Below are 12,384 nucleotides of genomic sequence, written 5' to 3'. Positions count from 1 at the left end.
GCAAGTTGCAACCGACCAGCGATTATCTCTTCCAAGCAGAGGAGATAGAAGATGCTGGATACACTGGAACGCAACGATTCGGCTGGCGCAACCGGGAATACCGAACATTTTGACGTCCTGATCGCAGGTGCCGGAATTTCCGGCGTCGGTTCTGCCTATCACCTGCAACAGCAATGTTCGGGTAAAAGCTATGTCGTGCTCGACATGAAGGACACGTTCGGCGGAACCTGGGAGACGCACAAATATCCCGGCGTCCGGTCCGACTCTGACCTTTACACCTTCGGCTACCGTTTCAAGCCCTGGGTTGGCGCGCCCATCGCCAGTGCCGACGAAATCCTGAAATATATGGGCGAGGTGATCGAGGAGAACGGGATCGGCCCGAATATCCGATACGGGCACCGCATCACTGGATGTTCGTGGTCGAGCGCCGATAATCGCTGGAAGGTAGAGGCGGTCGACAAGACCGGCGCGACCAAGCGTTTCACCTGCAATTTCCTCTGGATGTGTCAGGGCTACTATGACCACGAAAAGCCCTATATCCCTGACTGGGAAGGGTTGAGCGACTATAAGGGCATGTTCGTCCATGCCCAATTATGGGACCCAAAAACCGACTATGCGGGCAAGCGCATATTGGTGATCGGATCGGGCGCGACTGCCGCCACCGTTGTTCCAGCCTTCGCCGAGAAGGCCGGGCATGTAACGATGCTGCAACGCTCGCCCACCTATTTCTTCTGCAGCGAAAACAAGAATGAACTGGCGGATCGACTGCGCGAGATCGGCATTGATGAACCAACCGTCCACCGCGTCGTTCGCGCGCAAATCATGCACGATCAGGACATGATGACCAAGCGCTGCCAGACCGAGCCCGAGGTTGTTTTCGAGGAGCTGAAAGAGCTTGTCCGCGCCTTTACCGGCAAACCCGATTTCGAATTCGAACCGCATTTCACCCCCAAATATCGGGTGTGGCAGCAGCGGCTGGCGTTCTGCCCTGAGGGCGACGTCTTCCGCGCTGCTGTCGAAGGCAAGGTCACCGTCGTCACCGACACCATCAACCGCTTCACCGAAAAGGGCGTCCGCACCAGTTCGGGCGAGGAAATTGAGGCAGACATCATCGTTGCGGCCACCGGTTTTCGCCTTTCGGTGATGGGCGACATCCCGTTCAGCGTCGATGGCAAACCGGTCAACTGGAACGACATCGTCACCTATCGCGGAATGATGTTCACCGGCGTTCCGAACATGGCGTGGGTGATGGGATACTTTCGCGCCAGCTGGACCTTGCGCGTCGACATGATGGGCGATTTTGTCTGCAACCTGTTGAACCATATGGACAAGGCGGGCGCCAAGCGCGTCGATGTGCAGCTACGGCCAGAGGATGAGGGCATGCCGCTTTCACCCTGGATCGAAGCGGACAATTTCAACCCCGGCTATCTGATGCGCGGGCTCGATCAGTTGCCCCGTCGGGGCGACAAGCCCGAGTGGCGGCATAACCAGGATTATTGGGCTGAAAAGGACCAGATTCCGGTCACCGACCTGACCGGCGCTGAATTCAAATATAGCTGAACGCCCTCATTTGACTGGATAGAGATATGAAAATTCCATCGGACCTCGCACACACCATTGTCGATTCAAAGGCCTATGCGGCGGGCGATCCGGTCGACGATGCCTTTCGCACGATCCGGGCCGAAATGCCGCTGGCTGTGGCCGAACCCGAAGGGGTGGAACCTTTCTGGGTGGTCAGTCGCCATGCCGACATCATGGCGGTCGAAAAACAGCCCGAGATTTTCCACAATGGCGACAAATCGACTTTCATGACGCTGAAGGAAAGCGACGGGATGGTGCGCTTCATCACTGGGGGAGAGCCCAATCTCATCCGCAGTCTGGTCTCGGTCGACGGACAGGAGCATAAGGATTTGCGCGCGGTTGTTTTCCCCTCTGTCACCCCCAAGGCGATCCGCGGTCTTGAAGACGATATCCGAACCATCGCCAAATCCTTCGTTGCAGAGATGCTGGCCAAAGCCCCTGAATGCGATTTCGCGACCGATGTCGCCTTCCTCTATCCGCTGCGGGTGATCATGACCGTGCTCGGTGTGCCGCAAGAGGATGAGCCTTTCATGCTCAAGCTGACACAGGAATTGTTCAGCAGCGCTGACCCCGAACTCAACCGCGATCGCAAGGAAGTGAACCCTGCCGAAGCGCTCGACGGGCTGCGGCGGACGATGGAGGATCTGGAGGCCTATTTTGGCGCAGTCACCGAAAAGTTCCGCGCCAACCCGACCGATCAGGTCAACAGCCTGATTGCGAACGCCAAGATCAACGGTGAATATCTCAACCATCGCCAATTGATGGGCTATTACATCATCGCGGCGACCGCAGGGCATGACACCACATCAAACACAACGGCGGGCGCGATGTGGGCGCTGGCCGAACGTCCGCATCTGCTCGAGCAAATCAAGGCCGACCCGTCAAAAGTGAACGCCTTTGTCGAGGAATCTATCCGCTGGGTTGTGCCGGTGAAGCATTTCATGCGCAGCGCGACGCTGGACACCGAACTGGCTGGCCAGCAGATCAAGGCGGGCGACTGGCTGATGCTCGCTTACCAGTCGGCGAACCGCGACGAGGCGGTGTTCGACGATCCGTACAACTATCGCCTCGACCGCGAACCCAACCGGCAGATCGCCTTTGGCTATGGCGCGCATGTCTGCCTTGGCCAGCATCTGGCACGCATGGAAATGCGGATATTGTGGGAAGAACTGCTCCCGCATCTGAAGTCGATCGAACTGGCGGGCGAACCCAAACGGACGATTTCCAACTTCGTTTGCGGGCCGAAGCATGTTCCGATCCGCTTTACGTTGAACTGAAATGGCAGAGCCGTTCAAACGCTATCGCTGCAGCTATTGCGGACAGGAATATGATGAGGCCGAAGGCTGGCCCGACGATGGCATCGCCCCTGGTACGCGCTGGGCCGACGTCCCGGATGACTGGTATTGCCCGACTTGCGGGGCGGAAAAAGCCGATTTCGAGATGATCGAAATCGGCTGATTTACCGGCCTAAATTGCGTTCACGGGCAGTCGCAGATAGACATGCCCGCCGGGCGACGCTGGTGGCATGGCACCAGCGCGGATGTTGACCTGCAGGGAAGGCAGGATCAGTAGCGGAGCTTCGAGCGTCTTGTCGCGCGCGGTTCGCATCGCAACGAACTCCGCTTCGCTGATACCGTCATGCACATGGATGTTGCCCTGTTTCTGATCGGCGACGCTGGTTTCCCAGTGATAGTCGGTTCGACCGGTTGGCAGATAATCATGGCCAACGAAGATCCGGGTCTGTGGCGGTAGATCAAGGATTTTCCGGATTGAGCGATACAATGTCGCCGCGTCGCCACCCGGGAAGTCGGCACGCGCGGTGCCATAATCGGGCATGAACAAAGTATCGCCGACAAAGGCCGTATCGCCGATCAGATAAGTGACGCAGGCGGGTGTGTGCCCCGGTGTGTGCAAGACGCCGATTTCTAGGTCGCCTAGCGACAGGCTTTCGCCTTCGCTGACAAGGCGGCCAAAGGCGCTGCCGTCAGGTTTTACGTCATCGGCTTCGAACAGCGCACCAAACACACCCTGCACATGCGTGATCTCCGAGCCGATGACGATCGGCGCGCCAGTCTTTTCGTGCAGATAATGCGCAGCCGACAAATGGTCGGCATGGGCGTGGGTTTCGAGTAGCCATACAAGCGCCAGATCATGCTCGTCGACATAGCGCAGCAAAGCATCAGCCGATTGGTTCGAGGTGCGCCCGTTACGCGGGGTGAAATCGAGCACGGGGTCGACAATCGCCGCCTTTTTGGTGGCGGGGTCGTACACGACATAGCTGACCGTGAAGGTAGCAGGGTCGAAAAAAGCTTGAACATGAGGGTTCATGAGTCGTCTCCTTGTTGTCATTATATTAGCACTTGCTAAATTAGTTTCAATGCATATAATGGCGCTATGTTCGATTTGGCTCGCTTTGACCTCGCATTGTTTGAGGAAAGTGCCGGACGCGCGGCAGCGCTGCTCCGGCTGATGGGGAATGAAAAAAGGCTGATGGTGCTGTGCCAGCTTGCCGACGAGGAATTGTCGGTTGGCGAATTGCAGCGCCGCGTCGGTCTTTCGCAATCCGCACTGTCGCAGCATCTTGCTTTGCTGCGCGAGGAGGGCGTGGTTTCGACTCGCCGCGAGAGCCAGACGATTTACTACCGTATCGCAGATCAAGGCGCGTTGCGGATCATCGAAACCCTGGCGGAGCTTTTTTGCCCGCCCGAAATGAGGAAATTGCCATGACGGCCATTCTGCACAAACTTTCACCGCAACAGGTGCGCGAGCGTCTCGACGCTGGACTTGCTGTACTTGTGGATATTCGCGAACCCGATGAATTTGCGCGCAGCCATATCAAGGGCGCGCAATCGCAGCCGCTATCGGTATGGGAAAAAGCACATTTGAGCGTCGATCCTGACGCCGATGTCATCTTCACCTGCCGTTCGGGCATGCGCACGGCTGGCGCGTGCGACCGCTTGGCGGCGCGCGTGTCTGGCGATGCCTTTGTCCTTGATGGCGGGCTCAATGCTTGGGAGAAAGCCGGTTTGACGGTAGAAACCAACGCCGATGCTCCGCTTGAGATTATGCGGCAGGTGCAGATTGCCGCCGGTTCACTGGTGTTGATCGGCGTGTTGCTCGGCTTTTTTGTCGCCCCTGGATGGTTCGGGCTCTCTGCCTTTGTCGGAGCGGGGCTGACCTTTGCTGGCGCGACCGGCTTTTGCGGTATGGCGCGGTTGCTGATGTTGATGCCCTGGAACCGGCTGAAAACCGCCTGACATGGGCTGGGAAGCCCTTCTGCTCGCGGGCCTCGGCGGCGCGCTCATCGGTTTGCTGCTGACGCTGTTCGGCGGGGGCGGATCGGTACTGGCGACACCGTGGCTCATCTACGTGGTCGGGGTGATCGATACCCATGCGGCGATCGGCACCTCGGCCGCAGCAGTGGCGGTGAACGCAGCGATTGGCCTTTCCGCACAGGCGCGGGCTGGGCGGGTCAAATGGCCTTGCGCCATCACCTTTGGCATAGCTGGTCTCGCCGGTTCGCTGGTAGGAGCACAATTCGCCAAACAGGTGGATGGTAAGGCGCTGCTGATGTGGTTCGCTTTCGCGATGATCGCGATTGCGGTGTCGATGCTGATCCCGAAGAAAAGCGAAGGTGACCCCAATGTCCATCTGACACCGCCGATGGTCCTCAAACTCGCGCCGGTCGGCTTGCTCGCAGGGCTGGCGGCGGGGTTTTTCGGCATCGGCGGCGGCTTCTTGATCGCGCCGGGGCTGATGGCGTCCACTGGTATGACGCTCGCCAATGCCAGCGCTTCGTCGCTGGTATCGGTGACCTTGTTTGGTAGCGCGACCAGCCTGTCTTACGCCGCCTCTGGCCAATTGCTCTGGCCTTTGTTCGGGGCGCTGGTTGTGGGTGGCGGGGTCGGCACATTGGCCGCAATTCCGCTCGCCAAAAGGCTCGAAAAGCGAACCGCTCTAGCCCGCACCATATTTGCGGTGATGGTGATCGCGGTCGCGCTGTTTATTCTTTTGAAATGAGCTCAGGCTCTGGTCGGGTCGTCCGGCCACCACGGCGTTGCGGGCATATCCGACGACACTTTATTGGGAAATGCTGGGGCACGCTTTTCGAGGAAGGCAGTCACGCCTTCATGCACGTCGCCGCCCTTCCCAAGCTCTATGTTGAGCAAGGCATCGACCGATAGCGCGCCCGAGGGGTCGGCGTCGGTTGCGTATTTCCAGAGCAAGCGGCGGGTGAGCGCGATGGCCACCGGCGAGGTATTGGCGGCGATTTCCATTGCCAGATCGCGCGCCCGGGCGTCGAGTTGTTCGGCGGGGCAGGTTTCGGCAAGCAGCCCTTTTTCGAGGGCTTCGCTCGCGGGAACTAAAGCGCCCGTCAGGCACCATTTGAGCGCCTGGCTGAGCCCTACAATCTGCGGCAGGAACCAGGCCGATCCCGCTTCTGGCACAAGACCGCGGCGTGTGAAGACACAGCCGAACTTCGCATTATCGGCGGCAATGCGAATGTCGCAGGGCAGAGTGAGCGTCAGGCCGACTCCTGCCGCGGAGCCGTTGAAGGCCACAATCGATGGCTTGCGGCAGTTCATGATTGCGGCGATGAAATTGGCGTTGCGGCCTTCGCTACGCCCGCCGAAATTCTTGGCGCCTTCGCCGCTTTCGGTATCGAACGCCCCGGCCCCCGCCGAAACATCCGCCCCGGCACAGAAAACCCGGCCCAAGGCGCTCAGGATCACGACACGGATCGAATCCTCGCCATCGGCATGGTCAAAGGCGGCTGCAAGTTCGGCACCCATCGTCGCGGTATAGGCGTTCATCGCCTCGGGCCGGTTGATGCGCACCCAAAGGATTGGGCCATCCTGTTCGACAACCAATGTGCTGTAATTGCTCATGCGCTCATGCTTCCACGATCTTGACGGGCATTGCGGTGAAACCATGCAGGAAAGGGCTGGCGAGCCGTGTCGGTTTGCCTTGCGGAACGATGCGTCCGGGAAGTTTGACGATCTGGTCAATCACCGCCTGCAATTGAACCTCTGCCAGCCTCGCACCGACGCAGCGGTGGATGCCGTGGCCAAAGCCGATATGTCGCCGGGCATTTTCGCGCGCCACGTCGAAACGTTCTGCATCAGGGAAGATTTTTTCGTCGCGATTGGCAGAGATGTACCACATCACCACTTTCTCACCCGCCCGGATGTGTTGACCACCCAGTTCGGTGTCCTCCAAAGCGGTGCGCCGCATATGGGTGACCGGCGATTGCCAGCGGATGATTTCCTGCGCCGCATTGGGGATCTGTGCCGGGTCAGCACGCAGCGCGTCTAGCTGCTCCGGATAGCTGTCAAAAGCCTCGACCAATGCCGACATCGAGTTGCGCGTGGTATCGTTGCCACCGACGATCAGTAGCGCGATATTGGCGATCCGCTCCATCGCCTCCATATTCCCCATCGCTTCCGAATGGACCATCCGGCTAAGCAGATCGTCGGTTGGCGGTTGGGCACGGCGGGCGTCGAGTTCTTTATCGAACCGCGCGAGCATCTCGCCCATCTGCACCAGAAATTCGGCGCGATATTCCTCGTTGAGATTATCTTCCGAAACGCCGCTCGCCCAATCGGACCAGCGTTTGATGTCGCGCCATTCCTCAAAGGGCATGTCGAACAATATGCACAGCATGCCAAGCGTCAGCGGCAGCGAGACGCGTTCTACCCAGTCAAACTCTTCGCCGCGTGGCAGCTCGGCAAACAGCTTTTCGGTGCGTTCCTTGACCAGTTTTTCGAGCTTGATGATCTGGCTCGGGTTGAAAGCAGGGGCGATGACCCTGCGCTGCGCCGTATGGATCGGCTGGTCCTGCGCGATGAAATTGGGGAAGCCCTCACCATTCACCGCTTCGGCGATGGTGATATTCCCCATGTCCCAACGCGAGCTGAAGACATCGTGGCGCAGTTCGACTTCTTGCACCAGATCGTGGGTCACCACCGACCAATAGGGTCCGAACGGGCTTTCGGGACGCCAGCTGATCGGTACCTCGGCGCGCAGCTTGGCAAAGGGCTCGCGCCACGTATCTTCAGTGTAGAGCGCGTTGGCGCTGACTTCGAACGGATTGATCGGGCGGCTTTCAATGATGCTTGCCATGGCTCAAGCCTCCTCCAGTTGTTGTGCCAAAAGTGGCGGGGCATTGCCCTTTGCCGCCGCGCGCTTGGCACCCTTGGCCAACTCTTTGCCCAGAGCGCGCAAATAATGATCGAAGTCGAGCTGGATGGTGTGCCGTCGCGCCGCATAATATTGGCCGGTATAATAATCCTCGTCCGCCGTGATGATGCGGCGCATCTCGTCTTCGGGCGGCGGCGCATATTGACCAACCAGATAGGCGGCGACCAGTTTGGATTGCTGTTCGGCGAAATTGACCAAAGTCGGCAGCGGCTGGGCGAGGCCCATATAGAAGAGATCAGGCACGCCCGGCTGCATGATGCGTTTGAACAAGGGCGGCGGGCGGTTGTCGCTGTCGGCGGTGAAGGTGGGATCATCGAAGAAGGGGAAGCTGATGTCATAGCCGGTCGCCCAGACGATGATATCGACCTTCTCGCGGCTGCCATCGGTAAACACTACCCCGTCGCCGTCGAGCCGTTCGACCGCGGGCTTCATATTGATGTCGCCCGATCCTGCACGGACGAGGAATTCGCCCGATACCGTGCCATGGCTTTCGAACGGGCCGATTTCAGGTTCGGGCAGGCCATAGTCGCTCATCTTGCCGACCAGCCCCTTCACCATCCGCGCGCCGAGCCATTGCTTGATGCCTTTGGGCAGCCAAGCCGGGGCCGGATTTTTATCGAGCGGTTGGCCACGATAATATTTGGGGAATATCCATACGCCGCGCCGTGTGGAGACGAACAGTTTCTCCGCCATCGGACGCTGCGATAGCTCGCTCGATATGTCCATTGCGCTATTGCCCATGCCGACCACGAGCACACGCTTGCCGATGCAGTCGACGGGTTCAAAGGGCGTGCGATATTGGTGCGAGTGGATCTGCGCGCCATCGAAATGGCCGGGATATACAGGGATACGCGCCGCCCAGTGATGGCCGTTCGCGACCGCAAGTGCATCATAATGCTTAGTCTCGCCGGTCGACAGCGTCACATCCCAGCCGCCACTTGCGCGCCTTTTTGCTTTTTCAACGCGGGTATTGAAGCGGATATGCGGGCGCAGCCCGAAATGATCGACATAATCGTGAAAATATTGGAGCAGTTGCGAATGGTGTGGATAATCCGGCCAGTCGGCGGGCACCGGATAATCTTCAAATGCCAGCCGCCATTTCGATGTGTCGATATGCAGGCTCTGATAACAGGCCGACATGCCATTGGGATTGTTGTAATACCAGGTCCCGCCAATATCGTCCGACGCTTCGAAGATGTCGAACGGGATGCTGTGGTCTTTCAATCTTTTGGCGGTGGTGAAACCGGAACAGCCTGCACCGATAATACACACGGTCGGTTTGCTATTGGCGGGCATGTTCATATCGCTCTCTCCTTCCCGCTTATGCGGGCTCCAGTTGCGAGTATGTTTAATCGCGCGATTAAAGTCTAGCCCCTAAGGCAATTTCCCGTCCTGAACTTAACAATGCGTTCGGATAGACGCTCGGTGCGGGGCGGATAAATTGGAGTTGTAGATGTTTGATATGCGCACCGCCTGCAGGGGCTTGCTGGTCTTCTGCGCAATTTCCTGTTCAGCCATTGCTTTGGGCCAGCCTGTCCAGGGGTCGCCACCGCCCGAACGCAACAGCCTGACCTTGGGTCTGGGCGGCGGGATAGCGCCCGAATATGAAGGCAGCGGCGACTATGGTTTTCAACCTGGTGGCGTCATTCAGGGAAAGGTGGACGGCTTCGACTTTCAGGTTCGGGGCACGAATATCTATGTCGATTTGATCCGCGACAGTGCAGACAGTAAGGTCAATCTGATATTGGGCCCGGTAGCCCAACTGCGTTTCGAGCGGACCAGCCGCAGCGATTTGCATGATCCCCGCATTGCCTCGCTTGGAACACGTGAAACAGCTGTCGAATTGGGCGGATATATCGGAATCGGTAAAAAAGGATTTCTTATCCCGCCCGCGTCGCTGACTTTCGATCTGGCCTTCGTGCATGATGTCGCAGGCGCACATGACAGCTTTATCCTGACACCGGGAGTGGCGCTTTCAAGCCCGGTTTCGCAGCGCACATTTGCGCGGCTCGGGGTATCGACTGACTATGTCGGCAGTGGCTATGGACGTACGTATTTCGACGTTCCGGTGCCAACTGCACCCGTTGCGCCCCCCGCTTATGCAACGCGTGGCAGCGGTTTCAAAAGCGTGGGTTCGACTTTGCTCTTGACCCATGATCTGGGTGGCGAACCGCGCAAGGGCTGGGGTCTGTTCGGGCTCGGCGGATATAAGCGTTTGCTGGGCCAATATGCCCGCAGCCCAATCGTGCGTGGGGCAGGGGATGCCGACCAGTTTCTGGCAGTTGCCGGAATAGCCTATAGTTTCTAGCGCCTTACCGGAGTCTTAGAACCCGCCTGCACCTTGCGCCTTGTTTACTGCAACTTCCATGAACTGCGGCTTGGTTGTCGGCGGGTTGAGCAAAACTACGTTGCTGCTTTTCCCGTTCGGCCCGGTATCGATCTTCATTCCTGCTGACGCAAGCGCATAGGGTGACGCGCGGTGACGCGTGCACAATCCGCCAGCGCCGTCGCTGACCAATGGCGTTTCAAATTCGACCGCAAAGGTCGCCTCGTGCGATCGATTGACGGTGCAGATGACCAGTTGACCACCGCCAAGGTCGAGCACCAGATCGGTTCCAATAGGGACGCCGACCAGTCCTTCGATACGTGCGCCGGTCTTGGAAAGATCGCGCATCAAAGCATCATAGCGGTGGTCATCATGGATCACGCCAATCCGGCGGAAGACCGAGCGTCGTTCGCCGCGATGCCGGTCAGGCCCGTCGGGTTCGATCCGGAATTCACCCGATTTCATGCGCTCGACAATAGTTTCCTGAGTCAGCGCCTTGGAATAGATCCAACCTTGAATATATCGCGCACCCTTGGATTTGACGACGTCGAGCTGGTCGAATGCTTCGACGCCCTCGACTGTGACCTCCATTCCCAAAGCCTCTGACAGCCCGATGATGGCGGCGATGATCTTGTCGCTATTCTGGTCTTTCAAGGTGCAACTATCTACGAAGCTGCGGTCGACCTTTAGCTTGTCGAAAGGCGCAGACCGCAAATAGCTGAGCGAGGAGTATCCCGTCCCGAAATCGTCCAGTGCAAGGCGGATGCCAAGCTTTTTCAGCGTCCTGAAGGTTTCCTCTACCGTTTCGCTGTCGCCCATGAAGACGCTTTCGGTCAGTTCTAGTTCGAGGCGGCCGGGTTCGAGCCCTGACGCCTGAAGCGCCGCCGTGACGGTATCGGCAAATTCGCTATGCGTGAATTGAGCTGCGGACACATTGACGGCAACGCGAACCGAAGCCGGCCATTCGAGTGCATCCATGCAGGCCTTGTTGAGTGCCCATTCACCCAGCTTCAGGATCAGATCCGATTCTTCGGCGATGGGAATGAATACATTGGGGCCGATTGGGCCGCGCTCCGGATGGGTCCAGCGCATCAGCGCTTCGAACACGACGACCATATTGTCGTCGGTGCGCACGATAGGCTGGTAGTGCAGCTCCAGATTCTCTTCGGCGAGCGCCACGCGCAAATCTTCTTCGATGATCCGCCGCTCTTCGGCTTCATCCTTCAGGTCGGCAGAGTAAAAACGAAACTGCCCACGCCCACCATTTTTGGAGGCGTAGAGCGCCAGATCCGAATTGTGGATCAGGTCGTCTTTATGGACGCCGTCATAAGGGGATATGGCGATGCCCACCGAGGTGCCAATCGTCGCGCGTTTGTCTTCGATGATATAGGGTTGCGACACCACCTGAATGATCTTGTTCGCAAGCTCGCCCAATTTGCCGCGATCGTCGAGATCGGGCAGGATCACCTGAAATTCATCACCGCCGAGGCGGCCGACTTCGCCGCGATGGCCGACAACACGCAATAGCCTTTTGGCGACCTGTTTCAGCAGATCGTCACCAACCGGATGGCCGAATGTGTCATTGACTTGCTTGAACCGATCAAGATCGAGCATCATCAACGCGCACGACCGGTTTGTCGATTTGTAGGAGGCCAGTATCGATTCCAGCCGTTTGTTCATCCGGTGGCGGTTTGCGAGCCCGGTAAGTGAATCATACTCGGCCAGTCGCGAGTCTTCGAGCTGCCGCTCATATTCGACCGTAATATCTTTGGCGCTACCGCGGTAGCCAAGGAAGCTGCCGGATTTGTCGAATTTCGGGTGACCGGACAGCGACCACCATGTTTGGCGGCCTTCATGTTTAGAACGTCCGACCGTGAGCCGGACCGTCTGGTCGACCAGCTTGTTGCGTGCCGTCAGCTGGAAATTGAGCGGCCTCGCGGTCGAACCACCGGGGCTGTCAGGGTCTGTTTCGAAAATTTCAACGAGCGGCCTGCTTAGCAGTTCTTCGAGGGGCTTATCCAGGCTTTCTGCGGCGTTGCCGGAAAGATATACAAGCCTGCCGTCGGCATCGGTCGCCCACAGCCAGCTGATACCGGCCTGTTCGAAATCGTCGAGCAGTTCAAGGCGCTTTGCCGCGTCGTTCGACCGGATAACAGACACAGAAGCACCGCCGTCCGCATCCAGTGCGCTCATTCCGGTCAAGCTTCTTAGAATATTCTTCACTTTATCAATCCGATCAGCATCAACTCGTCTGATATCTTCGACGCTTCTTGCCC

General features: G+C 58.3%; 12 protein-coding genes. 7 read left to right on the top strand and 5 right to left on the bottom strand.

The features are described 5' to 3' along the window. The first annotated feature begins 51 nt into the window (after positions 1-51). From ABL922_RS07025 to ABL922_RS07015, 3 genes are read left to right on the top strand one after another with little or no spacing between them, the layout of a single operon-like run. Complete coding sequence (locus ABL922_RS07025; protein ID WP_349023499.1) at positions 52-1,560, top strand: NAD(P)/FAD-dependent oxidoreductase; 1,509 nt, start codon at positions 52-54, stop codon at positions 1,558-1,560. Between the two features lie 26 nt (positions 1,561-1,586). Continuing rightward, positions 1,587-2,858 (top strand): cytochrome P450, encoded by a 1,272-nt coding sequence (locus ABL922_RS07020; protein ID WP_349023498.1) that lies wholly within the window; start codon positions 1,587-1,589, stop codon positions 2,856-2,858. 1 nt (position 2,859) lies between these two features. After that, a complete protein-coding gene (locus ABL922_RS07015; protein WP_349023497.1) occupies positions 2,860-3,039 on the top strand; it encodes a rubredoxin in 180 nt (59 codons plus the stop codon). Positions 3,040-3,048: 9 nt separating this feature from the next. On the opposite strand, the gene ABL922_RS07010 is transcribed toward ABL922_RS07015, so the two are convergent. After that, entirely contained in the window at positions 3,049-3,909 is an 861-nt protein-coding gene (locus ABL922_RS07010) for an MBL fold metallo-hydrolase (RefSeq protein ID WP_349023496.1), read from the bottom strand. 66 nt (positions 3,910-3,975) lie between these two features. Here ABL922_RS07010 and ABL922_RS07005 point away from each other — a divergent pair, with 66 nt between their 5' ends. Genes ABL922_RS07005 through ABL922_RS06995 form a run of 3 tightly spaced genes read left to right on the top strand, consistent with a single transcriptional unit; the run spans position 3,976 to position 5,601 of the window. Continuing rightward, complete coding sequence (locus tag ABL922_RS07005; RefSeq protein WP_349023495.1) at positions 3,976-4,308, top strand: metalloregulator ArsR/SmtB family transcription factor; 333 nt, start codon at positions 3,976-3,978, stop codon at positions 4,306-4,308. Next, positions 4,305-4,838 (top strand): rhodanese family protein, encoded by a 534-nt coding sequence (locus ABL922_RS07000; protein ID WP_349023494.1) that lies wholly within the window; start codon positions 4,305-4,307, stop codon positions 4,836-4,838. The genes ABL922_RS07005 and ABL922_RS07000 overlap by 4 nt, the downstream gene beginning before the upstream one ends. A 1-nt stretch (position 4,839) precedes the next feature. Further along, positions 4,840-5,601 (top strand): sulfite exporter TauE/SafE family protein, encoded by a 762-nt coding sequence (locus ABL922_RS06995; protein WP_349023493.1) that lies wholly within the window; start codon positions 4,840-4,842, stop codon positions 5,599-5,601. A 2-nt stretch (positions 5,602-5,603) separates the two neighbouring features. Here the strand turns inward: ABL922_RS06995 and ABL922_RS06990 are convergent, their stop codons facing one another. Genes ABL922_RS06990 through ABL922_RS06980 form a run of 3 tightly spaced genes read right to left on the bottom strand, consistent with a single transcriptional unit; the run spans position 5,604 to position 9,084 of the window. Then, positions 5,604-6,470 (bottom strand): enoyl-CoA hydratase-related protein, encoded by an 867-nt coding sequence (locus tag ABL922_RS06990; protein ID WP_349023492.1) that lies wholly within the window; start codon positions 6,468-6,470, stop codon positions 5,604-5,606. A 4-nt stretch (positions 6,471-6,474) separates the two neighbouring features. Then, positions 6,475-7,704, bottom strand: coding sequence for a cytochrome P450 (locus tag ABL922_RS06985; protein ID WP_349023491.1), 1,230 nt, complete (start codon positions 7,702-7,704; stop codon positions 6,475-6,477). A gap of 3 nt (positions 7,705-7,707) precedes the next feature. Continuing rightward, positions 7,708-9,084 carry an NAD(P)-binding domain-containing protein gene (locus ABL922_RS06980; RefSeq protein WP_349023490.1) on the bottom strand — a complete coding sequence of 459 codons (1,377 nt, stop codon included), beginning with the start codon at positions 9,082-9,084 and terminating at the stop codon, positions 7,708-7,710. 151 nt (positions 9,085-9,235) lie between these two features. On the opposite strand from ABL922_RS06980, the gene ABL922_RS06975 reads away from it, so the two are divergent. Then, positions 9,236-10,090, top strand: a complete 855-nt coding sequence (locus ABL922_RS06975) for a MipA/OmpV family protein (protein ID WP_349023489.1) — start codon at positions 9,236-9,238, stop codon at positions 10,088-10,090. Positions 10,091-10,105: 15 nt separating this feature from the next. Here ABL922_RS06975 and ABL922_RS06970 read toward each other — a convergent pair whose 3' ends face one another. After that, positions 10,106-12,301: an EAL domain-containing protein gene (locus ABL922_RS06970; RefSeq protein WP_349023488.1), complete on the bottom strand. Its 2,196-nt coding sequence runs from the start codon at positions 12,299-12,301 to the stop codon at positions 10,106-10,108. Positions 12,302-12,384 lie beyond the last annotated feature (83 nt).

It is taken from the genome of Sphingorhabdus sp., from assembly GCF_040079335.1.
Lineage (GTDB): Bacteria > Pseudomonadota > Alphaproteobacteria > Sphingomonadales > Sphingomonadaceae > Sphingorhabdus_B.
This window is presented reverse-complemented; position numbering and strand designations above follow the sequence as displayed.